21 protein-coding genes and 1 riboswitch are annotated in these 22,336 nt (G+C 71.4%); of the genes, 12 read left to right on the top strand and 9 right to left on the bottom strand.

All coding sequences use genetic code 11. The features are described 5' to 3' along the window. Positions 1 to 36: 36 nt before the first annotated feature. The gene (locus ACGFK0_RS12300) at positions 37 to 1,119 is read right to left on the bottom strand and encodes an alkene reductase (protein WP_392903567.1); all 1,083 of its coding nucleotides are present in this window, start codon (positions 1,117 to 1,119) and stop codon (positions 37 to 39) included. A 92-nt stretch (positions 1,120 to 1,211) separates the two neighbouring features. Between ACGFK0_RS12300 and ACGFK0_RS12295 the strand changes: the two genes are divergently transcribed. Further along, entirely contained in the window at positions 1,212 to 1,661 is a 450-nt protein-coding gene (locus ACGFK0_RS12295) for a MarR family winged helix-turn-helix transcriptional regulator (RefSeq protein ID WP_392903564.1), read from the top strand. A gap of 57 nt (positions 1,662 to 1,718) precedes the next feature. Here ACGFK0_RS12295 and ACGFK0_RS12290 read toward each other — a convergent pair whose 3' ends face one another. From ACGFK0_RS12290 to ACGFK0_RS12280, 3 genes are all read right to left on the bottom strand, one after another. Then, complete coding sequence (locus ACGFK0_RS12290) at positions 1,719 to 4,031, bottom strand: heavy metal translocating P-type ATPase (protein WP_392903561.1); 2,313 nt, start codon at positions 4,029 to 4,031, stop codon at positions 1,719 to 1,721. Positions 4,032 to 4,058: 27 nt separating this feature from the next. Next, a complete protein-coding gene (locus ACGFK0_RS12285) occupies positions 4,059 to 5,012 on the bottom strand; it encodes a hypothetical protein (protein WP_392903558.1) in 954 nt (317 codons plus the stop codon). A 61-nt stretch (positions 5,013 to 5,073) separates the two neighbouring features. Beyond that, positions 5,074 to 5,280 carry a heavy-metal-associated domain-containing protein gene (locus ACGFK0_RS12280; protein WP_392903555.1) on the bottom strand — a complete coding sequence of 69 codons (207 nt, stop codon included), beginning with the start codon at positions 5,278 to 5,280 and terminating at the stop codon, positions 5,074 to 5,076. A gap of 361 nt (positions 5,281 to 5,641) precedes the next feature. On the opposite strand from ACGFK0_RS12280, the gene ACGFK0_RS12275 reads away from it, so the two are divergent. Further along, positions 5,642 to 6,505: an Fpg/Nei family DNA glycosylase gene (locus ACGFK0_RS12275; RefSeq protein WP_392903552.1), complete on the top strand. Its 864-nt coding sequence runs from the start codon at positions 5,642 to 5,644 to the stop codon at positions 6,503 to 6,505. 107 nt (positions 6,506 to 6,612) lie between these two features. On the opposite strand, the gene ACGFK0_RS12270 is transcribed toward ACGFK0_RS12275, so the two are convergent. Continuing rightward, entirely contained in the window at positions 6,613 to 7,050 is a 438-nt protein-coding gene (locus ACGFK0_RS12270) for an SSI family serine proteinase inhibitor (RefSeq protein WP_392903550.1), read from the bottom strand. Between the two features lie 70 nt (positions 7,051 to 7,120). Here ACGFK0_RS12270 and ACGFK0_RS12265 point away from each other — a divergent pair, with 70 nt between their 5' ends. From ACGFK0_RS12265 to ACGFK0_RS12250, 4 genes are all read left to right on the top strand, one after another. After that, positions 7,121 to 7,456 (top strand): rhodanese-like domain-containing protein, encoded by a 336-nt coding sequence (locus tag ACGFK0_RS12265; RefSeq protein ID WP_392903548.1) that lies wholly within the window; start codon positions 7,121 to 7,123, stop codon positions 7,454 to 7,456. Positions 7,457 to 7,555: 99 nt separating this feature from the next. Beyond that, positions 7,556 to 7,672: riboswitch (TPP riboswitch) on the top strand. Beyond that, entirely contained in the window at positions 7,665 to 9,020 is a 1,356-nt protein-coding gene (locus ACGFK0_RS12260; protein ID WP_392903545.1) for a purine-cytosine permease family protein, read from the top strand. It overlaps the preceding riboswitch by 8 nt. A gap of 75 nt (positions 9,021 to 9,095) precedes the next feature. Beyond that, the gene (locus ACGFK0_RS12255) at positions 9,096 to 11,111 is read left to right on the top strand and encodes a PAS domain-containing protein (RefSeq protein WP_392903542.1); all 2,016 of its coding nucleotides are present in this window, start codon (positions 9,096 to 9,098) and stop codon (positions 11,109 to 11,111) included. Between the two features lie 390 nt (positions 11,112 to 11,501). Continuing rightward, positions 11,502 to 12,041 (top strand): ATP-binding protein, encoded by a 540-nt coding sequence (locus ACGFK0_RS12250; protein WP_392903539.1) that lies wholly within the window; start codon positions 11,502 to 11,504, stop codon positions 12,039 to 12,041. Positions 12,042 to 12,085: 44 nt separating this feature from the next. On the opposite strand, the gene ACGFK0_RS12245 is transcribed toward ACGFK0_RS12250, so the two are convergent. Next, positions 12,086 to 13,294: an arginine deiminase gene (locus tag ACGFK0_RS12245; protein ID WP_392903536.1), complete on the bottom strand. Its 1,209-nt coding sequence runs from the start codon at positions 13,292 to 13,294 to the stop codon at positions 12,086 to 12,088. 68 nt (positions 13,295 to 13,362) lie between these two features. Here ACGFK0_RS12245 and ACGFK0_RS12240 point away from each other — a divergent pair, with 68 nt between their 5' ends. From ACGFK0_RS12240 to ACGFK0_RS12230, 3 genes are all read left to right on the top strand, one after another. Further along, entirely contained in the window at positions 13,363 to 14,727 is a 1,365-nt protein-coding gene (locus tag ACGFK0_RS12240; protein ID WP_392903534.1) for an MFS transporter, read from the top strand. Between the two features lie 286 nt (positions 14,728 to 15,013). Beyond that, a complete protein-coding gene (gene tuf / locus ACGFK0_RS12235) occupies positions 15,014 to 16,210 on the top strand; it encodes an elongation factor Tu (RefSeq protein WP_392903531.1) in 1,197 nt (398 codons plus the stop codon). Positions 16,211 to 16,440: 230 nt separating this feature from the next. Beyond that, positions 16,441 to 17,325, top strand: a complete 885-nt coding sequence (locus ACGFK0_RS12230) for an endonuclease/exonuclease/phosphatase family protein (RefSeq protein ID WP_392903529.1) — start codon at positions 16,441 to 16,443, stop codon at positions 17,323 to 17,325. A gap of 49 nt (positions 17,326 to 17,374) precedes the next feature. Here the strand turns inward: ACGFK0_RS12230 and ACGFK0_RS12225 are convergent, their stop codons facing one another. Then, complete coding sequence (locus tag ACGFK0_RS12225) at positions 17,375 to 18,934, bottom strand: long-chain-fatty-acid--CoA ligase (protein WP_392903526.1); 1,560 nt, start codon at positions 18,932 to 18,934, stop codon at positions 17,375 to 17,377. Positions 18,935 to 19,021: 87 nt separating this feature from the next. Beyond that, positions 19,022 to 19,192, bottom strand: a complete 171-nt coding sequence (locus ACGFK0_RS12220; protein ID WP_392903523.1) for a hypothetical protein — start codon at positions 19,190 to 19,192, stop codon at positions 19,022 to 19,024. A gap of 214 nt (positions 19,193 to 19,406) precedes the next feature. Between ACGFK0_RS12220 and ACGFK0_RS12215 the strand changes: the two genes are divergently transcribed. Both ACGFK0_RS12215 and ACGFK0_RS12210 read left to right on the top strand, forming a co-directional pair. After that, the gene (locus ACGFK0_RS12215) at positions 19,407 to 20,132 is read left to right on the top strand and encodes a response regulator (RefSeq protein WP_392904050.1); all 726 of its coding nucleotides are present in this window, start codon (positions 19,407 to 19,409) and stop codon (positions 20,130 to 20,132) included. Next, positions 20,129 to 21,244, top strand: a complete 1,116-nt coding sequence (locus ACGFK0_RS12210) for a sensor histidine kinase (protein ID WP_392903521.1) — start codon at positions 20,129 to 20,131, stop codon at positions 21,242 to 21,244. Before ACGFK0_RS12215 ends, ACGFK0_RS12210 begins: the two co-directional genes overlap by 4 nt. A 79-nt stretch (positions 21,245 to 21,323) precedes the next feature. Here the strand turns inward: ACGFK0_RS12210 and ACGFK0_RS12205 are convergent, their stop codons facing one another. Then, on the bottom strand, positions 21,324 to 21,701 hold the full coding sequence (locus tag ACGFK0_RS12205; protein ID WP_392903519.1) for a hypothetical protein: 378 nt from the start codon (positions 21,699 to 21,701) through the stop codon (positions 21,324 to 21,326). Between the two features lie 209 nt (positions 21,702 to 21,910). Between ACGFK0_RS12205 and ACGFK0_RS12200 the strand changes: the two genes are divergently transcribed. Continuing rightward, positions 21,911 to 22,246 (top strand): STAS domain-containing protein, encoded by a 336-nt coding sequence (locus tag ACGFK0_RS12200; protein WP_358453622.1) that lies wholly within the window; start codon positions 21,911 to 21,913, stop codon positions 22,244 to 22,246. Positions 22,247 to 22,336: the final 90 nt, after the last annotated feature.

Below are 22,336 nucleotides of genomic sequence, written 5' to 3'. Positions count from 1 at the left end.
GGCCTGACGCCCGGGGCCGCTGGGGCGGAGGCCGGGCTAGCGCTGGGGCGACAGGGCCGGGTAGTCGACGTAGCCTTCGGCGCCTCCGCCGTAGACGAGTCCGGGGACGTGCGTGTTGAGCGGCGTGCCCCCTTCGAAGCGGGCCGGCAGGTCGGGGTTGGAGATGAACAGCCGCCCGAACGAGAAGAGGTCGGCCAGGCCCACGGCGACGACCTGCTCGCCGGCCTCCCGCGAGGTGGGCTCGGGGCCGTTGAAGTTCCCGATCAGGGTGCCCGACCAGCGCGGGCGCAGATCGGCGAGCGCCCCGTAGGCGCCGCGCTCGATGACGTGCAGGTAGGCGAGACCGAGCGGGTCGAGGGTGTCGACGAGTTCCCGGTAGGTGCCCTGCGGATCCTGCTCGGCGATCTCGTTCTCCGGGTTGTGCGGGGAGATGCGCAGCCCGACCCGTCCGGGCCCCACCTCGGCGGCCACGGCCTCCACCGCGTCGAGCGCGAACCGCAGCCGCCCGGCGCGGGAGCCGCCGAACCGGTCGGTGCGCCGGTTGGTGTTCTCGGCGAGGAACTGCTGGATGAGGTAGCCGTTCGCGCCGTGCACCTCGACGCCGTCGAACCCGGCCCTGACGGCGTTGCGGGCCGCGGCGGCGAAGCCGGTGATCAACGTTTCCGCCTCGGCGGTCGTCATGGCGCGCGGCGTGACGTGGTCGACGTCGCCTTCGCACGTGTAGATCTGCTCGCCCTCGATCCGGACGGGTGAGGGGGCGACCGGCGTCGCGCCGCCGGGCAGGTTGAGCGGGTGCGTCATCCGGCCGACGTGCCAGAGCTGGGCGAAGATCGTCCCGCCTGCCGCGTGGACGGCGTCGGTGACCGCGCGCCATCCGTCGACCTGCGCGTCGTCGACCAGGCCGGGGATGCCGGGCCCGCCCTTGCCGAGGACGTCCGGCCAGATCCCCTCGGTGACGATCAGGCCGGCGGTGGCGCGCTGCGCGTAGTACTCCGCGGTCAGCGGATGGGGGACGCCGGTCGCGTCGTCCGCCCTGCCCCGCGTCATCGGCGCCATGGCGATCCGGTTGGGCAGGTTCAGGTGCGGCCCGTCGTAGGGAAGGAGCAGCGGACTGGTCATCGTGGGCCTCCACCAGACTCAAAGGAACTTGCATGTACATGCAGATATTCGCATTGCATGTAAGGTGGTGTCAACAGAAGAGGGGGCGCGAGATGAGCGCAGGCGCGACCGGCACCACGACGGGCACCTTCACGGCGGACGACCTGCTCTGGGACGGCGTCGTCACCCTGCACGGACGCGTCGAGCACCAGCTCGCCAAGGCGATGCAGCGCCTGCACGGAATCGGGCTGTCGGAGTACCGGGCCCTGTGCCGGCTGTCCCGCGCCGACGACGGTGAGCTGCGGATGCAGGAACTCGCCGACCTCATCGGCCTCGACCAGAGCTCGGTCAGCCGCCTCGTCGCCCGGCTGGAGGCCGCCGGCCTCACCCGCCGCGCCATGTGCCCCAAGGACCGCCGCGGCGTCTACACCGTCATCACCGAGGAGGGCCGCGCCGCCCAGGCGGAGGCCGCCCCGACCTACACCGCGACCCTCACCGAGGCCCTGGACGCCGCCGCCGCGGACCCCGCCCTGGCGCCCCTGATGGCCACCCTCCGCACCTGACGGCCTCATCCACGAAGCGCGCGGCCCCTCGCCGGGACCGCGCGCTCTGTGTAAGGACTAGCCGGCTGCGGACAGTTCTTCCCGCATCGGCTTGGCGGCCGGGGCGACGGGCTCGCCGCGGTTCGCGTTCAGTGCCTTGAAGCGGCGGAGCCGCAGGCTGTTGCTGACCACGAAGACCGACGAGAACGCCATCGCGCCGCCCGCGATCATCGGGACGAGCAGCCCGGACGCCGCCAGCGGGATGGCCGCCACGTTGTAGGCGAACGCCCAGAACAGGTTGCCCTTGATCGTGCCGAGCGTGCGCCGGGACAGCCGGATCGCGTCGGCGGCGGCCCGCAGGTCCCCGCGGACGAGGGTCAGGTCGGACGCCTCGATCGCGACGTCCGTGCCCGTCCCCATCGCAAGACCCAGGTCGGCCTGGGCGAGGGCGGCGGCGTCGTTGACACCGTCGCCGACCATCGCGACCGTCCGGCCCTCGGACTGGAGGCGCTTGACGACGTCGACCTTGTCCTGCGGCAGGACCTCGGCGATCACCTCGTCGATGCCGACCGCGTCCGCGACCGTGCGGGCGACCGTCGCGTTGTCGCCGGTCAGCAGGACCGGGCGCAGCCCCAGCGACCTGAGCTGCTGGATCGCCTCCCGCGAGGTCGGCTTGACCTGGTCCGCGACGGTGATCACGGCGCGGGCCTCGCCGTCCCAGCCGACCGCGACGGCGGTGTGGCCGAGCGCCTGGGCCTCCTCCATGGCTTGTTCGAGGCCGGGAGTGAGCTGCTGCGACCATTCGGCGAGGAGCTGCGGCCGGCCGGCGAGGACGCCGTGGCCGTCCACCACTCCCTGGACGCCGAGTCCCTCGATGTTGGCGAAGTCCTCGACCGAGCCCAGTTCACCGATCCGTTCGGTCGCACCCTTGGCGATGGCCTGCGCGATGGGGTGCTCGGACGCGTTCTCCAGCGCCCCCGCCAGCCGCAGGACATCGTCCTCGGAAACGCCGTCGGCGGTGACGACGTCGACCAGCGCCATGCGTCCCGTCGTGACGGTGCCGGTCTTGTCCAGGACGATCGTGTCGATCTTCCGGGTGGACTCCAGCACCTCGGGGCCCTTGATCAGGATGCCGAGCTGGGCGCCGCGTCCCGTCCCGACCATGAGGGCGGTCGGGGTCGCGAGGCCGAGGGCGCACGGGCAGGCGATGATCAGCACGGCGACCGCGGCGGTGAACGCGGCGGCGAGGCCGGTGCCGGTTCCGATCCAGAAGCCGAGCGTGCCGAGCGCCAGCGCGATCACCACCGGGACGAAGATCCCGGAGATTCGGTCGGCGAGCCGCTGCGCCTGCGCCTTGCCCGTCTGCGCGTCCTCCACGAGCCGCGCCATCTGCGCGAGCTGGGTGTCGGAACCGACCCGGGTGGCCCTGACCAGCAGCCGCCCGCCCGCGTTCACGGTGGCGCCGACGACGCTGTCGCCCCGCGCGACCTCCACCGGGACCGACTCTCCGGTCAGCATGGACGCGTCCACGGCGGACGAGCCCTCCTCGACCGTCCCATCGGTGGCGATCTTCTCTCCGGGACGGACGACGAACACATCGCCCACGGAGAGCCGGTCGACCGGGATGCGCTCCTCGCGTCCGTCCCGGATGACCGCGACGTCCTTGGCGCCCATCTCCAGCAGGGCGCGGAGGGCGGCGCCGGCGCGGCGCTTGGACCGCGTCTCGAAGTACCGTCCGGCCAGGATGAACATGGTGACGCCGGCGGCGGCCTCAAGGTAGATGTTCATCGACCCGTCGGAGCGTGTCAGCGAGAACTCGAAGCCGTGCTTGACGCCCAGCTCACCGGCCGTGCCGAAGAACAGCGCCCACAGCGACCAGCCGAACGCGGCGATCGTGCCGACCGAGATCAGCGTGTCCATGGTGGCCGCGCCGTGCCGCAGGTTGATCGCCGCGGCCCTGTGGAACGGCCATCCCGCGTACACGACGACCGGGGCGGCGAGGGTCAGCGACAGCCACTGCCACGCCTCGAACTGCAGCGCCGGGATCATCGCCATCGCGATGACCGGGACCGACAGCACGACCGAGGTGATCAGCCGCTGCCGCAGCGGGCGCAGCCCGTCGTCCGGCTCCGGCGCCCCGTCCCCCTCGGACTCCGACCTCGGCGGGGCCGGGAGTTCGGCGGAGTACCCGGCCTGCTCGACCGTGGCGATCAGCTCGTCCGCCGATACCCCCTCGGGGAACTCGACACGGGCCTTTTCGGTGGCGTAGTTGACCGTCGCGGTCACGCCGTCCAGCTTGTTGAGCTTCCGCTCGATGCGGTTGGCGCACGACGCGCACGTCATCCCGCCGATCGCCAGCTCGATACGCCCGGACGCGGTGTCCGTGCTCATCGCTCCTCCTCTGCCTCGATCGTGCGGTCAGTGCCCGTGGGGCCGGTCATCGTGGCCCGGCTCGGTCTCGGTCTCCTGGACGGGTACCGCGGCGTCGCCGGCGTGCACGGTGAACTCGGCCGTGCGGACCTCGCCGTCGTGCTTGAAGTCCAGGTACAGACGGTATGCGCCGGTGCTGGGCGCCTCGGCGAAGAACGTGATGCCGGGCCCCGGCTTCGTCTCGCCGTCGCCGGGCTCACCGTCCGGGTGGACGTGGAGGTAGGCGAGGTCGCCCTGGCGCAGCGCCACCAGGTGGCCGTACGCCTCCAGGTACGGCTGCAGGTCGGTGACCGGCTTGCCGTCCTTGCTCACCGAAAGGGTGAGTTCAGTGGATTTGCCGGGAGTGAGTCCGCCGGACAGCGCGACCTCGTACCCGTCCACCTTCGCCACCTGCTCGGGCTTCGGCAGCGGCGTGAACCGCATGTCGCCCGGGGCGAAGACGTCGGTTCCCAGCGTCAGCTGGCGCGACGCCCCGTTCGGTTGGATGTCGGTGAAGAACCGGTACACACCCGCCTTGGGCAGCGTGATCGGCACCGTCCAGACACCGCCGCCGGCCTCGGTCGGGTGCAGGTGCTGGAAGCCCGACAGGTCACGCCGCGCGACGATCAGGTGGAGGCGCTTGCCGTGCAGGGGCTTGAACCCGGTGACGGGCTTGCCGTCCGGCCCGTTGACGGTGAACCGGAAGTCGGTCCGCTTGCCGGGCGTCAGCGTCGTCTTGCGCGGGACGAGCGTGTAGCCGTCCTCGGAGACCTGCAGGCCACCGGGCACAGGGGACGCCGCGGCGCCGTGCCCCCCGCCTTCGCCGCCGTGACCCGCGCCTTCATGGGACGCGGTCTCGGCCGTGGCCCCGACGGGTCCGACGACCTTGCCGATCCCGGCGGCCCCGCCGAAGACCACGGCCAGGCCCACGGCGTAGGCCCCCACTTTGGTCGCGCTGTTCATGCCGATCCACTCCGCTCGAACATCTGGGACGCACCCCGCCTGGACGCGAGATGCGCGCCGCTCATGACTTCAGTTCGTAACCGGCCTCTTCGACGGCGTCCTTGACCAGGGCGTCGTCGAGGGGCGTGTCGCTCGTCACGGTCACCCGGCCGGTCGGCAGGTCGACGTCGACGCCGGTCACGCCGGCGATCTGCTCGACCTCCTCGGTGACGGAGCTGACGCAGTGGCCGCAGGTCATCCCGGTGACGGTGTAGGTGGCGGTGCTCATCTGATGTCTCCCTTGCTCATTACCCTAGGGGGGTATCTCTGATCCTCATGCTGGCAGAACCGAGCGTCCTGGGCAACCCCTACCCCCCAGGGGTTATTTCGAGATCCCGGTCACACCTTGGAATTCCGGCCGGTGAGTCGCCCTCACAGGCCTTCCGCAGCGGTTACCCAAGGGTCGTTACATGGAAGTTATCCACACCCTGTGTGACCGCCGCACGGACCCCCCTCCAGCCGCTTTGACCGGATTCATTGAGGTATCGACCCCGAAAGAGCCGCACACGCAAGCGGATCCGACGTTGTGCACAAACTTTTCCACAGCCGTCCACAGCCCTGTGGACGACTTCATCGCCGATACTGAAGCCATGCCTGAGCTACCAGAGGTGGAGGCGCTGGCGGGGTTCCTGCGGGAGCGCGTGGTCGGCCATGCCGTCGCCCGGATCGATGTTCTCGCCATCTCCGCGCTGAAGACCTACGACCCGCCGGTCACCTCGCTCGGCGGGCTGACCGTCACCGGCGCGTCCAGGCACGGCAAGTTCCTCGACCTGGACGTCGACGGCCTGCACCTGGTGATCCACCTGGCCCGCGCCGGCTGGCTGCGCTGGCGGGACGAGATCCCGTCCAGGCCCGTCCGGCCCGGCGGCAAGAATCCCCTCGCCCTGCGCGTCCACCTGGACGACGGCTCCGGCTTCGACCTGACGGAGGCCGGCACGAAGAAGGGCCTCGCCGTCTACGTCGTCCGCGACCCCGCCGACGTGCCGGGTGTCGCGTCGCTGGGCCCCGACCCCCTGGACGACGCCTTCACCCCCGGGGCGCTCGCCGCGATCGTCAACGGCAAGCGCACCCAGATCAAGGGGCTGCTGCGCGACCAGAAGGTGATCGCCGGAATCGGCAACGCCTACTCCGACGAGGTGCTGCACGTCGCGAAGATGTCCCCGTTCAAGATCGCCGCGTCCCTGACGGAGGACGACGTCGCCACCCTGCACGAGGCGATCGTCGCCACCCTCCGGGACGCCGTGGAACGCTCACGCGGCCTCGAAGCCCAGGACCTCAAGGGCGAGAAGAAGACCGGCCTGCGGGTCCATGCCCGCACCGGCCAGAAATGCCCCGTCTGCGGCGACACCATCCGCGAGGTCTCGTTCGCCGACTCGTCCCTCCAGTACTGCCCCACCTGCCAGACAGGCGGCAAGCCCCTCGCCGACCGCCGCATGTCCCGCCTGCTCAAGTAGAAGGCCGCGCGAGTCGTTCGTGGGCGGCGGAGCGGCTTCGGTGGCGGTATTCGGAGGGGGGCAGGCCGACCAGGGTCCGGAAGCGAGCCGGAACGGGGAGGGCTCCTTCAGCGGACCTTGGGGACGTTGCCGAAGAGGGGGGCCACCTGGGTCCAGCGGTGGAGCTGGCAGCCGTCCTTGCGGGTGAACGTGGTGTCGATCTCCTTGCCGTTCCAGGTGCCCTTGACCGTGGCGACCTCGGGGCCGCCGTAGATCTTGGTGCACATCTGGTCCTTGGGGACGGGCTTGAACGGGTCCTTGGTCTTGGCCAGGGCCGCACAGGCTTCGGCGGCCTTGGGATGGCCGCCGCCGGGCGGTTCGCAGGTCAGGGTCCAGGTCTTGGCGGGGGCCTCCGCGGAGGCCTTGACATCGATGGTGAGCGTGTCCGCCGGCGAGTCGGAGGGCTGCACGGATGTTGCGCCCGAAGGCTTGTCGGCGGGGGTTCCGTTGGCCTGTTCGTCGCCGCAGGCGGCCGATGAGAGGAGCACGGCCAGCCCGGGCGCCACGAAAAGGAGCGTCCGATACCGCATGCGTGATTCGACGCAGGGGTGCTTCGCACGGTTCCATGGGGGTGTGATGAATTTCGGGGACGACGTGCCGGCCGTGGTGGCCGCTGACGTTCCGCAGGACGCCTACCTGCTGGACGTGCGGGAACAGGACGAGTGGGACGCCGGGCACGCGCCGGAGGCGGTCCACATCCCCATGGGCCGGCTCGGTGACCGTGCCGGTGAGGTCCCGCGTGACCAGGAGGTCTTCGTGATCTGCCGGTCGGGGGCCCGGTCCGCGCAGGTCACCGTGGCGCTCAACCAGGCGGGCTGGCTGGCCAAGAACGTCGACGGCGGGATGCAGGGCTGGGCCGAGGCGGGACGTCCGATGGAGGGCGCCGGGGACGGTCCCCCGTTTGTGGCGTGACGGTGTGATCTGTTCTCTTTGAGGTGATCCGCGCCCTATTGGGGGAAGCCAGGTCCTTGTACGATCTGGGCTGAAACAGGGCCGGCCGAACATGTGCCGGCCGATATCCGCGGGAGCTCGGGCCACAGCCGGGCTGAGAGGGCGGCCTTCGAGGCGTCGCCGACCGCATGAACCTGTCCGGGTAATGCCGGCGTAGGGAGTGTGTTCCGTGGCGTCCGACGTCAAGCCTCCGAACGAAGTGCCCTTCACCCTCGAAGAGCCCGCCCCCAGGGTCCTCGGGTTCTGGGACCAGGGCGCGTTCTGGGCGAACCTCGGGGTCAGCCTGCTGGCCTTCTCCGGCGCGTACACCGTCCTGGCGCCCGACACCGACGGCAACCCGACGCTGTCGATCATGGCGGGCATCGTCGCGATGGCGGTCGGCACGGTTCTGGGCGGGCTGATGCTCGGTCTCGCCGCCGTCCCCGGAGCCCGCACCGGGCAGCCGGCGATGGTGCTGCTGCGCGGGCTGTTCGGCGCGAAGCTGTCGTACGCGCCCACGGTGCTGAACATCGCGCAGCTCGTCGGCTGGGGGACGTTCGAGCTGATCGTCATCGCGGACGCGGCGACCGAGCTGTGGGACGGGATACCCCGCTGGGGCTACGTGATCGCCGCCGGGCTGATCACGACGGTGCTGACGATCTGGCCGCTGGGGTCGGTCCGCCTGCTGCGCCGGTACGTGACGGTCGCCGTGGCGATCGCGCTGGTGTACTTCTACGTCCAGATCCTCCGCGAGCCGCTGCCGGACCTGTCGCAGGGGTCGTGGGGCGGTTTCTGGATCGGCGCGGACGCGGCGCTCGCGGTGTCGATCTCGTGGGTGCCGGTCGCCGCCGACTACACCCGGCACTCGCGGACGGAGCGCGCGGCGTTCGGGGCCGCGGCCGTCGGCTACTCGGTCACGCAGATCGTCGCCTACGTTCTCGGCCTGCTGGCGCTGGCGCTGGTCGCGGGCAACACCGAGAACGTCTTCGACCCGTTCCTGGGCGCCACGCTCGGCGTCGTGTTCTTCGCGGTGTTCGTGCTGCGGGAGGCGGACCAGTCGTTCGCCGACACCTACTCCACCGCCGTGTCCATCCAGAACCTCGCGCCCCGCGCCGACCGCCGTGTTCTGAGCGTCCTGCTCGGCATCACCATCACCGTCCTCGCGCTGGCCCTGGACATCAACGACTATGCGGGCTTCCTGGCGCTGATCGGGTCGGTGTTCGTGCCGATGCTGGGCGTTCTGGCCACCGACTTCTTCCTCGGGCGCCGCCGCCGGGACGGCGCGGCGGCGGACGCCGCGCACCTGGACGGATGGGACGTGTCGCGGACGGCGCCGTCCCGCTGGGGGATGATCGGCGCCTGGGCGGCCGGGTTCGTCGTCTACCAGCTCATCAACCCCGGCACCGTCGACGGCTGGGCGGGCTTCTGGACGGGCGTCCGGGACGCCGTGCACTTCGCCCCGCAGAGCTGGATGAGCGCGTCGCTGCTGTCGTTCCTGGTGTCCGGGCTGGCCGCGCTTCTGATCGGCCGGGTTACCCGGCGGTAGTCTTACCAAAAGGTAAGGGTGACGTGGGAAGTTTCGGTGCAAGTTACCCGGCGAGCACGGGGGGCCGGTGGCACGATGACAGGCGTGCACCACCACGTCCACGACCCGATCGCGCGCGCCGTCATCGAGAGCGCCGCCGACGCGATCGTGGCCGTTGACCAGCGGCACCGGGTCACGGTGTGGAACCCGGCGGCCGAGCGCATGTTCGGCTGGACGGCCGAGGAGATGGCCGGGCGGGTGCCGCCGATCGTGCCGGACGAGCTGAAGGCCGAGCACAACGCCGTCCAGGAACGGCTCCTCACGCGGCGGACGGGCGAGGGCGAGAGCGGGCAGATCTCGATCGCGACCCGCAGGTTCCACCGGGACGGCCGCCTGATCGACGTGCGGATCGACACGAGCCTGCTGAAAGACCCGTCCGGGAGCCTGCTCGGCTGGGTCGGGGTGTACCACCCGGTGGACGAGGACGAGATCGTCCAGCACCACATGACCGAGCGGGCCCGGCTCGTCCGGCGGCTGAACGACATCGTCGCCGACCTGAACGCGGAACTGAACCTGGCCGTCGTCCTCGACCGGATCACCGCGGCGCTGATCGAGCTGACCGGTGCCGACGCGGGCGGGTTCGTGCGGATCGAGGGCGAGCGGCTGCGGCTGGTCAGCATGTCCGGGCTGCCCGAGCACATGCGCGGGACGTCCGCGGACCTGCGGTCGAGCCTGGTCGGGGAGGTGCTGCGGTCCGGCAAGACCGTGCTGCTCGCGACGGGCGAGCGGCGCCTCGGCGACCTGATCTGGTCGGAGCTGTCCGGCCTGCACACGATCGCGCTCGGGCTGTCGTACCTGCAGAACCGGCCGTACGGCGCTCTCTACGCGCTCTTCTCCGGCCGCAAGATCGGACACACCGAGCTCGAGCTGCTGGAGCTGCTCGCCGGGCACGCGGGGGTCGCGGTCGGCAACGCCGTCGCCTACGCGGAGGTCGTCCGGCAGCGGGCGCACGAGCGCGCCGTCATCGACTCCAGCGCCGACGGCATCGCCGTGCTGGACCACGACCTCGTCGTCCGGCAGTGGAACCCCGCCGCGCACACCCTCACCGGCATCCCGCCGGAGGACGCGATCGGGCGCCCGCTGCCGTTCGACATGCCCGCGCTCGGGGAGATGCTGACGTTCCGGCTGGAGTCGGGGACGTGGCTGAACGTGCTGGCCGCCGAGATCGAGGAGACGGGCGAGCTGGTCGTCGACTTCCGCGACGTGTCGGAGGCGAAGGCGCTCGAAGAGGCCAAGGACCTGTTCCTCGCGACGACCAGCCACGAGCTGCGCACCCCGATCACGGTCGTGCAGGGGTTCGCGTCCACGCTGGTCAACCGGTGGGACGAGCTGGCCGACACCGACCGCCGCGCCGCCGTCGCCACGATCGCCGAACGCTCCCAGTCGCTCGGCCGCCTCGTGGAGCATCTGCTGCTGGGGTCCCGGGCGGGCGCCGACGAGCTGACCGTGACGATCGAGTCGTTCGACCTGGCCCGGGTGCTGGAGGGCGTCGTCGCGGGGTTCCGGTCGCTGTCGCCGCTGCACCGGGTCGAGCTGGAGATCGCGCCGGATCTGCCGCCGTGCCGGGGTGACGCGATGGCGACCGACATCGTCCTCGGGCAGCTGCTGGAGAACGCGTTCAAGTACTCCCCGGACGGCGGGACGGTCAGCGTCCGTGCCGTCCGCGAGAAGTCCGACGCCGTGGTGACGGTCGTGGACGAGGGCATCGGCATCCCGCCCGGCGACCATGAGCGGATCTTCGAGCGGTTCGTCCAGGGGGAGTCGGGGGACCGCCGGCGCTTCGGCGGCATCGGGCTCGGCCTCTACATCGTCAAACGCCTGACGGAGGCCCAGGGCGGAACGATCTCCGCACATCCGGGCGGAGCTGGCAAGCGTGAGGTATCTCACACAAGCGCGTACGGGCAGGGAGAAAACGGGTCGGCAGCCGCGGAGACGCTGCCGCCGCGGCTGCCCAACACCCTCCTGCGGGCGGCGGAGGGGCGCGGACCCGCAGGTGGCGCGCATCCCGGCGACGGCACGTGCATGCGGCTCGTGCTCCGCGCCGCGGACTGACCGCCCGGCCGGTCCCCGACCCGATCGCGGTTACTCACCGTAAGGACAGTCCGCAGAGGGTGCCGTGGTGAGACCGTTGTGACCAGGGCAATCAGCGGTCTCGACCGGTGGCAGGGTAGGTCTCTGCGGGAAAGTTCCGTGGCGCCGGAGTGTGACGGACGAAACGCGCGCGTGAGGAGTAAATCCGCCGTTGACTGGATAGATCCTTGATGGTTGCCGTTGGTGACGGAATTCCGATCCGGGGGTGATCACCGTGACCGGATGGGCGGTGACTCGTTGTGCAGGTGGCAGACTGAATCGTTCGTGTTTCCGGCCATGGCCATCAGGGCATTTCGGTCGTACTGGAAGCGCGATGACGGGAACCGTCCGGGTAAGCGGAGCCACGGGGAGGTGAGGGCGTCGAGCGTCGTACTGCTGCCACACGCGCCGTCGAGCGTCGCGGTCGCCCGTAAGCGCCTCAGCTCGGAACTGGTCGACTCGGGTGTCTTCGAGACCATCGTGGACGACGCGGCCGTCATCATCAGCGAGCTGATCAGCAACGCCCTCCGGCACGCGCGGCCGCTGCCGTCCGGGCAGGTCAGGGTGTGCTGGCTGCGCCGCGGAGACCTCCTCGAAGTCGAGGTGAGCGACGGCGGCGCCATGACCGAGCCGCGCCGCGGCCCGGGCACGCTGTCCTCGCTCGGCGGACGCGGGCTCGGCATCGTGGAGGCCCTGTCCGAAGGCTGGGGCGTACGCCACGAGGAGGGTGCCACCACGGTGTGGGCCGTCCTGCGGGCGCCCAGGGCGTCCGGTGACGGCGGGGTCGCCTCCCCGACCGGGGCCCAGGTCGCCGTCCCCGACCTGTCCGATTTTCCAGACCTCATGGACGAGCCGGACGACGAAGCCCGCAACCGCACCCGATCGACCCAGAGCAGCGCCCGCAGCGCCTAGCCGAGCGCCCGGTGGGCCGGTGCCTCAGACGCCCGCCGCCTGCCTCAGACGTCTTCGCGGAGGATCGGGCAGGACATGCAGCGCGGGCCGCCGCGGCCGGTTCCCAGTTCGCTGCCGCTGATCCGGATGACCTCGATGCCCGCCGCTTCCAGTTGCGCGTTCGTCTCGATGTTGCGTTCGTAGGCGACGCACAGGCGCGGCGCTACCGCGAGGGTGTTGTTGCCGTCGTCCCACTGCTCGCGTTCCGCGGTGACCGGGTCGAGGCCGGTGTCGATCACCTTGAGCCGGTCCAGGCCCATCGCCTCGGCCGCCGCGTCCAGGAACGGGCGCGGTTCGGCGACCTTCAGCCCGCCGTCGTCGAGCGTGACCGTGAAGGCCGTCAGGGAGTGCGCGATCGGCGGGTACATGACGACGGTGTCGACGTCGACCATCGTGCACACCGTGTCCAGGTGCATGGTCGCCCGCTCCTGCGCGATCGGGACGGCCAGGACGGTGTGCGCCAGCCCCGCTCCGATCACCTGGCGGGCCAGCCGCTCGACACCCGCCGGGGTCGTCCGCTCGCCCGTCCCGACCGCGATCACCCCCGGGCGCAGGAGCAGGACGTCCCCGCCCTCAAGATGTTCGAGGGACGGCGAGTACACCGGCTTCACGCCGTCGAACCGGGGATGGTGCGCGTAGACCAGGCCGGTCAGCGCCGCCTCCCGACGCCGGGCCTCCATGGCCAGGCTGGTGACCGCCACCCGGTCGCCGATCCAGGTGCTGTTGTCGCGCGTGAACAGCAGGCCCGGCAGCGGGTCGACGATGAAGTCGAGCCGGTCCATCAGCCGGTAGACCAGGCCGTGCCCGGACTTCAGCTCCTCGTGCGCCAGCCCGGCGATCAGCGTGTGCGCCAGGTTCTCCGGGTCGAGGTCGCGCAGATGGCCCTCGACGGCGCGGCGGAGCTGGTCGCCGAGGCGCAGGTCGACGACGGCGTCCGCGATCGCCTGCTCCCGCGCCGCCTGGTACTCCAGCGCGTCCTGCAGAAGCTCCGTCACGTACAGGACCTCGACGCCGTGCGACCGCAGCTCCTCGGCGAACGCGTCGTGCTCCTCCTGCGCCCGGCCCACCCAGGGGATCGCGTCGAACAGCAGCTTGTCGCTGTTGCGCGGCGTGAGCCGCTTCAGCTCCGCGCCGGGACGGTGCAGCAGGACGGTCCGCAGCCGCCCGACCTCACTGGTGACCCGGTGCTCGTGTGCCGTGCCCAAAGCCGTCACACTGCGCAGTCTAGGTGGGCGCCGGCGGACCGGATCGGCCGGGCCGTCCCCTGTGCCAGGATGCGATCGTGCTCGGCAGGACGGCGGCGCTCCCGCTTCACCTCACCTCGGCGACGCTGCTGCGGGTGTCCGCCGAGGGTGTCGCGACGGCGCTGGTCCTGACCGTCCAGGCGCGCACCGGCGACGCCGCCACCGCCGGATACCTGCAGACCGCGATGACGCTCCCGTACGTGCTGAGCGGCCCGCTGATCGGGAACGCGCTGGACCGGGTGGGACGGCCCCGCCGCGTCGCGGTCGTCCTCGCCGCCGGGTACGCCGTCGCGACCGTGGTGCTGCTGGCGATGGCGGGCCGGTCGCCGCTCGTCCTCGCGCTGTGCGTCGCCGCCGTGATCGGCTGCACCGAGCCGATCGTGGTGGCGCTGACGAGCCTGCTGCCCCGTTTCGTCCCCGCCGGGCGGCTGTCCCGCGCGTACGGGCTGGAGGCGTCCAGCTACAACCTCGCGGGCATCGCGGGCCCCGGCCTCGCCGCCGGGCTCGCCTCCCTGGCGGGCGGCCAGTACGCCGGGGTCGCCATCGTCGCCGTCGGCGCCCTCGGCCTGCTGACCCTCCCGCTGCTCCCCTTCCCCGGCCCCTCCGCGTCCTCGGACGGAGAGCCGGGAACACCCCCCGGCCCGGACAAGAGCCCGGACCCGGGTCCGCCCCTGGAGGCGGGCCCGCCCTTGGACGCGGGCCCGGCCTCGGATGTGGGCGCGGGCTCGGGCGTCGCGGTCGGGTCGACGGGGGAAGGCGCGGTGTCCGGGGCCGCGGCATGGTTCTCGATGATGACGGGTGGGCTGACCGTCCTCGTCGAGGGGCGGGTGCTGCGGGCGCTGACCGTGGCGACGACGCTCGCGTGGATGGGGTTCGGCGGTGTCGCGGTGACGGCGGTGCTGCTCGCCGGGCACATCGGCGCCGCGCCCAGCGCGGGCGGGCAGATGCTCGTGGCTCTGGCGGTCGGCTCGCTGGCCGGCTCGCTCGCGTCCAGCCGGTGGCTGACGCCGAGGCACGGGGAACCCGTCATGATCGCCGGGCTCGTCGGGTTCGGGACGTCCCTCGCGGCCCTCGCGGTGACGCCGTCCCTGCCGTGGGCGATGGCGGCGTGCGTCGCAGCGGGAATCTGCGAGGGACCCGTGTTCGCGGCCACGCTGATGCTCCGGCAGCGCGAGTCCCCGCCGGACCGGCTCGGCCAGGTCAACACGACGGCCGGCAGCCTCAAGATCGGCGCGTCCGCGGTCGGCGCCGCGCTGACCGCCGCGTCCGCCGAGGCGATCGGGCCCGTCGGCCTGGTCTTGGCGATCGCCGGGTTCCAGTTCGCGGGCGCGGCCGCCGGGCTGCTGCTCCTGCGCGTCCCCGCACGTGAAAAACCTGTCGACCCGGTCGGGCGCGGCTCGTAATCTTCGAACCATGTTCTTCGCAGCCGGCACCCGGACGCTCGCAGGCCACGGCCTGCCGAGCGCGGTGCCGGCTGCCTCCCTGGCAGCCGCAGCGAACGCGGCCGTCGTCGACGGCGCGCGGACCTCCTGTGGGGGGACGACCCCCCACGCCCCCCGGTTCACTTCGCTCATCCGAAGCTGACCCCTCTCCGTCCCACCTCCGGAGAACCAGCGGAGGGGGGTGGTCACGTACTGCGCGTGTGCACGCGCAGGGGTTCTCACCGGATCCACCAGTGAGGACGAGACAATGGCCAAGCAGCGTTACGAGCGCGACAAGCCCCACCTGAACATCGGGACGATGGGGCACGTCGACCACGGCAAGACGACCCTGACCGCGGCGATCACCAAGGTGCTCGCCGACCGCGGGCTGGCGTCCGCCACGCCGTTCGAGCGCATCGACCGCGCCCCCGAGGAGCGCGACCGCGGCATCACCATCAACGTCGCGCACGTCCAGTACGCGACCGCGACCAGGCATTACGCCCATGTCGACATGCCCGGCCACGCCGACTACGTGAAGAACATGATCACTGGTGCGGCGCAGGTGGACGGGGCGGTGCTCGTCGTGTCCGCGCAGGACGGGGCGATGCCGCAGACCCGCGAGCACATCGTCCTGGCCCGCCAGGTCGGGGTCCGGCACATCGTGGTGGCCCTCAACAAGGCCGACATGGCCGAGGACGCCGAACTGCTCGACCTCGTCGAGCTGGAGGTCCGGGAGCTGCTGTCGGAGTACGGGTTCCCCGGCGAGGAGATCCCCGTCGTCCGGGTGTCGGGCCTGCGGGCGCTGGAGGGCGACCCGTACTGGACGGCCCGCATCGGCGACCTGCTCGACGCGATCGACGCGTACGTGCCGGTGCCGCCGCGGGTGCTGGACGAGCCGTTCCTCATGCCGGTCGAGAGCGTCCTCACCATCACCGGGCGCGGCACCGTCGTGACCGGCGTCGTGGCGCAGGGCTCGATACGCGCCGGTGACGCCGTCGAGGTCGTCGGGCTCGGCGACACGTTCGGCACGGTCGCGACCGGGCTGGAGACGTTCGGCCAGTCGATGGACCACGCCGAGGCCGGGGACAACACCGCGATGCTGCTGCGCGGCGTCAAGCGGGACCAGGTCCGGCGCGGCCAGGTCATCAGCGTGCCGGGCGCGATCCGGCCGCATCTGCGGTTCCGGGCGCGGGTCCGGGTGCTGACCGCCGACGAGGGCGGACGCAGCAGGCCGTTCTTCCACGGCTACCGCCCGCAGTTCCACTTCCGCACCACGGACGTGGTCGGCGGCATCGACCTCGGCGGCGACGGCCGCATGGCGCTGCCCGGCGACTCGGTCGAGATGGCCGTGGAGCTGGGCAGTCCGGTCGCGATGACCGAGGGCCTCGGCTTCGCCATCCGCGAGGGCGGCAGGACGGTCGGCGCCGGTACGGTCACCGGGCTGCCCGGGACGCGAGCGGACTGAGGGGCGAAGGCCGCACGCGTCTGCGCCGAGGGCTCGCCGGCGCGGAAACAAGACCGGCGGGACGGGGGCCCGGCGAGATCACTCGCCGGGCCCCTAGCCTTGGTCGCGGAAATCGCCGCATCCTTCCACCCGAATCGTGAATGACCGACTGGTCGCGAACCGCTGACAAAAGCGATCTTGATGTGGTGAGATTCCGCCATCATCCCCGCTGACTGTCCCCTGGAGAACGTGTGCGATCCCCCCGCGCCCTGATCCCCCTCTTCGCGGTCTGCGCGGCCGCCGCGGTCGTGACCGCGGCCGCCACCGGTGCCGGCATCGAGGACATGCCGGGCGGCGGAGGCCCCGCCCACGCCGACGGTGCGGCCCCCCGCCCCGACGCCGTGACGATCAATGCGATGACCTGGAACGTCTGCGGCGACGCCGACCCCGGCTGCCCGCTCGGCACCGCCCCGGCCGCCCTCGGAAAGCAGATCGTCCAGCGGATGGGCGCCACCGAGGTCGGCGGACGCGAGGTCGCCACGAACGCCGTCCTCCTCCAGGAGGTCTGCGAAGGCCACATCCGCGACTTCAAGAAGGCCCTGGGCAAGTGGAGCTGGGCGTTCACGCCGCTCCCCAAGGGCCCCGAGTGCGCGCGGGGACAGGGCCGCCTCGGCGTCGCCATCGGCACCGACGCCCCGCTCACCGGCACCGGCGAGAGCAAGCTGCCCGCGCCTCCCGGCCAGGCCCACGTCGCGCTGTGCGGCGAGGTCACGTCCTGGGCGACCCGGGTCTGCGTCACGCAGCTCAGCTCGTCCGAGAACGGTGAATGGCGCCGCAAGCAGGCCCGCGCCCTCGTCGACCTCGCCGGCGCCGGCCGCGTCCTCGTCGGCGGCGACCTCGCCGACACCCCGGGCAGCCCGGCCCTCGACCCGCTCTACGACGTCTACGCCGAATGCGACCAGTCCGGCTCGTCCCGCACGGGCGCCAAGACGCGCCAGAACTGGCAGGGCACCGCGGTCGCCAAGACCGACTACCTCTTCATCACCAAGTCGGCCGCCGTCTCCTGCAGCGTCCCCGCCACCCGCACCAAGGCGTCCGACCACCGCCCGCTGTCCGCCGTGGTCCGGTACCTGTGATGCGAAAGCCCCCGGTGTCAGGCGGCTGACACCGGGGGCCCGCGATGGCCTAGTTCACGGCGCGGTCCTGGCCCTCCCAGTAGGGGTCGCGGAGTTCGCGCTTGAGGATCTTGCCCGTGGGGTTGCGGGGGATCTCGTCGCGGCGCTCGACGGAACTGGGGCACTTGAAGTGCGCCAGATGCTCCCGGCAGTAGTCGATGATGTCCTGCTCCGGGACGTCCGACGCCAGCACGACGAGGGCCTTGGGCGTCTCGCCCCACTTCTCGGACGGAACGCCGATCACCGCGCAGTCGGTGATCTCCGGGTGGCTCATCAGGGTGTTCTCGATCTCGGCGGGGTAGATGTTCTCCCCGCCCGAGATGATCATGTCCTTGACCCGGTCGTGCATGTAGACGTAGCCGTCCTCGTCGAGGTAGCCGATGTCGCCGGTGCGGAACCAGTTGTCGTCGGAGAGGGCGGACGTGGTCGCGTCGGGCAGGCCCCAGTAGCCCTTCATGTTCTGCGGGGTCTGGCAGACGATCTCCCCGACCTGGCCGACGGGGACCTCCTCCTGCGTCGCCGGGTCCACGATCTTGATCTTGGTGTTGGCGTTGGGCAGGCCGGCGCTGCGCAGCCGGTGCGGGTTGGGGCCGTCCGGGTCGTGGTCCTCGGCGGGCAGCATGGTGATCGCGCCGGTGACCTCCGTGAGCCCGTACACCTGCATGAACTCGGTGCCCGGCAGCATCCGCATGGCGCCGCGCAGCACGTCCTCGCTGATGGGGGACGCGCCGTACAGCAGCAGCTGGAGGCTGGACATGTCGGCCTCGGCGACCTCTGGGATCAGCTGCATGAACTGCAGCAGAACCGGGACGAGGAAGATGTGCGTGACCCGGTGCCTCTCGATGCCCTTCGCGATCAGCGTCGGGTCGGGCTCGCGCGCGATGACGCCGGTGAGGCCGTTGTAGACGGAGGAGACCGTGAGGACGTTGCCCGCCACGTGGTACATCGGCATCGCGACCATCAGGACGGACGACTCGTCGATGTCCCACACGTCGTTGGTGACGGTCAGCGCCGCGAAGAAGTTGTCATGCGTGAGCATGACGCCCTTGGGCCGGCCGGTGGTGCCCGACGAGTAGAGCTGGACGAACACGTCCGAGGTGGCGGGCTCGTGGTCGGGCCGGGTGCCGGACGCGGAGTCGATCCAGGCGGCGTAGTCCTCGTAGGCGGCGGTGTCGGTGCCGTTGATGACCACCTTGTGGGTGGTGTGCTCCAGCCTGTCGGCGATCGCGTCCAGGACGGGGACGAACTCGGGGCCGACGATGAAGATTTTCGCCTGTGCGTTGTTGACGATGTAGGCGACCTCGTCCGGCGCCAGCCGGTAGTTCACCGGCACCTGGACCGCGCCGATCCGCGCCGCGCCGAAGAGCTGCTCGGCGTACTCCAGGGAGTTCTTGTCGAGCACCGCGACACGGTCGCCCTGCCCGACGCCGGCGGCCGACAGCGCGGAGGCGACCCGGTCGACGCGCCGGTCGAAGTCGCCGTAGGTGATCTCCGTTTCGCCCGCGATGTACGCGACACGATCGGGATGCGAGCTTGCGCGTTCGCGCAGCACCTCGGTAAGGCCTGGCACGATATGTCCCTTCGCCGATGACCGCCTGGTTATTCCGGCATCATGCGGTCACCGGCGATGCCCCGGCAAGAGGGGCGGCCCACTTGGCTAGTTGCTTTTTGACATCTTGGACACGGCGGTTACGGCAAGTACCACCACGACGGCGATGAGTCCGATGAAGAAGAAGAACTTCAGCATCGCGAACAACGACCCGATGAGGGTCATCACCAGCCATATCGCGAGGATGACACCGAAGACGGTCAGGACTGTCTTACCCATGCCCCCACCGTAGGCGCTCCTCTTGCGGCAGTCATCACCCTTTGGGACGACCCTGGGCAGATCAGGCCCCGCCGCTCGGCGGAGGCCCACCCTGATGCAGACCTCCGGGGTGCCGCCGGCGGGTAGTCCTGCTCGGGACGTGGATGGTTCTTACAGGGTGATGACGGACGAGGCGGTTCCGTTGTGCGCGCCGTAACGTGTGGACGTGAACTCCGTGTCCCATGCCGGCCGCGTCCTGGTGGTCGACGACGATCCGACCGTCGCCGAGGTCGTCGCCCGCTACCTGGCCCGCGACGGGCACGAGGTGGTGTGCGTCGCCGACGGCAGGGCCGCCCTGCGCAAGGCCGTCGACCATCCGCCCGACCTCGTCGTCCTGGACCTGATGCTGCCCGGGATGGACGGCCTGGAGGTGTGCCGGCGGCTCCGCGAGACCTCGACCGTCCCGATCGTGATGCTGACGGCGCTCGGCACGGAGACCGACCGGCTCATCGGGCTGGAGACCGGCGCCGACGACTATGTGACCAAGCCGTTCAGCCCGCGTGAGCTGGCGCTGCGCGTCCGGTCGGTGCTGCGCCGGGCGCGGGGCGCGCTCGTGCCGACCGGCCCGTCCGGTCCGCTGCGCGACGGCGACCTGGTCGTGGACGTCAGCGCGCACGAGGCCGGGCTGCGCGGCGAGCATCTGGCGCTCACGTCCCGCGAGTTCGACCTGCTGGCGTTCCTGCTCCGCCATCCCCGGCAGGCGTTCACCCGCGACGAGCTGCTCGAACGCGTCTGGGACTGGACGTTCGGCGACTCCTCCACGGTCACCGTGCACGTCCGCAGGCTCCGCGAGAAGATCGAGGACGATCCGACCGCGCCGCGCCGCATCGTCACGGTCTGGGGCGTCGGCTACCGGTACGAGCCCGCCGAACCGGAGACCCCGGGAGACGACCGATCATGATCCCTTTCGAGGACCTCCTCTGGGTCGTCTTCTACGCGGCCCTCGCCGCGTTCGTCGTCGCGGCCGTCGCGCTCGGCGCCCTGTACCTGCTGCGCGCCCGCTCGGTCGCCACCCAGCTGATCGTCGTGGGTGCGGCGACCGTGCTGGCGACCATCTCCGGCATCCTCGTGATCTCGTTCATGATGCTGCTGAACGACCATGACCGCGCGGTCGTGCTCGCCGTGGTGACGTCCGCCGGGCTGGTCGCGATGGCCGTGTCGGTCCTTCTCGGACGCCGCCTGGTGGCGGCGAACCGGACCCTCGTGGAGGCCGTCCGCGCCGACCGCTTCCGGCCGCCGTCCGCGCACCTGCCGGCGGAGCTGGCCGAGCTGTCGCGCGAGCTGGAGGCCGCCTACGACCGGCTGGCGGAGTCCCACCGACGCGAGCAGGCCCTCGAAACCAGCCGCCGCGAGCTTGTCGCCTGGGTGAGCCACGACCTGCGCACCCCGCTGGCGGGCCTGCGGGCGATGGCCGAGGCGCTGGAGGACGAGGTCGTCGCCGACCCGGGAACCGTCCACCGCTACCACGGGCGCATCCGCGTCGAGGTGGAGCGGCTCACCGAGATGGTGGACGACCTGTTCGAGCTGTCCCGCATCCATGCCGGGGCGCTGCGCCTGTCCCGGCAGCGCGTCGGCCTCGCCGACCTGGTCGCCGAGGCCGTCGCAGGCGCGGAGGCCCTGGCCCGCGCGAAGGGCGTCCGGCTGCACGGCGACGTCCGGGAGGGCCTGCCCGTCCAGGTGGACACGGGTGAGCTGGGACGCGCGCTGCGCAACCTCGTCGTCAACGCGATCCGGCACACGCCGAGCGACGGCGCGGTCGAGATCATCGGTGAGGTCAGCGGCGGGGAGGCGCGGGTGACGGTGGCGGACGCCTGCGGCGGCATCCCCGAGGACGACCTGCCGCGCGTGTTCGACGTCGCGTTCCGCGGCGAGGCGGCCCGGACTCCGGGCGGCGGCGCGGGTCTCGGCCTCGCGATCGCCCGCGGCATCGTGGAGGCCCACGCGGGCGAGATCGGCGTCGCGAACGACGGTCCGGGCTGCCGTTTCGAGGTCCGCCTGCCGCTGATGACGTGAGGCGGAACCGGTGCCGGGCGGGTTCCCGTTCGAGCAGGTTCCCGGTCGTGCGGGCTTCGGGCGGGCGGGTTCCGGCCGGTCAGGTGCTGAGGGTCTCGTCGATCGCGCGGAACGTGGGGCAGGGCCAGCGGGACATGCAGGCGCGGCAGCGGCGGATGGGGCTGCCGGGGTCGCTGGTGATGCCGCCGGCCTCCTGGGGGCGGTGCAGATCGAGGAGGCGCACGCTCAGTTCGGCGAACGTGATGACCTCCTCGCGGGCCCCCGCGAGGAAGGCGAGGTCTTCGCGGGACAGACGCGCTTTGACGGGGATGAACCCGCTCGCGTTCACGAGGCGTGACAAGTATTGGGTGGACGTCCGCCACGAACTGGACTTCGCGGAGCGCGCGCGGATCGTCTCCAGGCGTTCCCGCAGCCGGGTCTCTCTAGGGTCGGCGTCGTGTCCATGCCGCTGTTGCACCTGCTCAGCCTCTCCTACTCGGGCCGCCCGCGAGGCGGGAACCGGGAGAACGCCGGACCGGCCGCGAACATCACCAACGGTGAGATCATGACATTACGGTGCGTAGTTCTCAAAGCGTACGGGACTGCCCGCGCGCCGACACGCCCGCCCCACAGGGGACTTGGTGAACTGTCTGGCCCGCGGGCCTTTCCCGAGATAGTGTGCCGGACGTGGAGCTAAACGTCTCGACCGCGTCTCAGGAGGGTCACGCCGTCGTCACAGCGATCGGTGAGCTTGACCTGTACACCGCGCCCAGGTTGCAGGCGGCCCTCGCGGGTCTGCTGCGCGACCAGGTCAACCGCATCGTGGTCGACCTGAGCGGTGTCGAGTTCTGCGACTCGACCGGCATGAACGTGCTGCTTGCGGCCATGAAGCGGCTCAAGGAGCAGGGCGGCTCGCTGGAACTCGCCGCCCCCCGCCCGGCCGTGAAACGGATCCTGCAGGTCACCGGGCTCGACACCGTTTTCACCGTGACCGACGCGGCGCCGGCCATGGACGCGGGCTGATCCGTCCGACCCGCCCGATCGGCGGCTCGCCGGGGTGAACCTCGGGGGGTCGCCGCTTCAGCATCCCCTCCGTCTTGCGCGGCCGGGGTG

It is taken from the genome of Spirillospora sp. NPDC048823 (assembly GCF_043198445.1).
Classification (GTDB): domain Bacteria; phylum Actinomycetota; class Actinomycetes; order Streptosporangiales; family Streptosporangiaceae; genus Spirillospora.
Note: the sequence above shows the minus strand (reverse complement) of the source record. Positions and strands in the feature narration are given on the sequence as shown.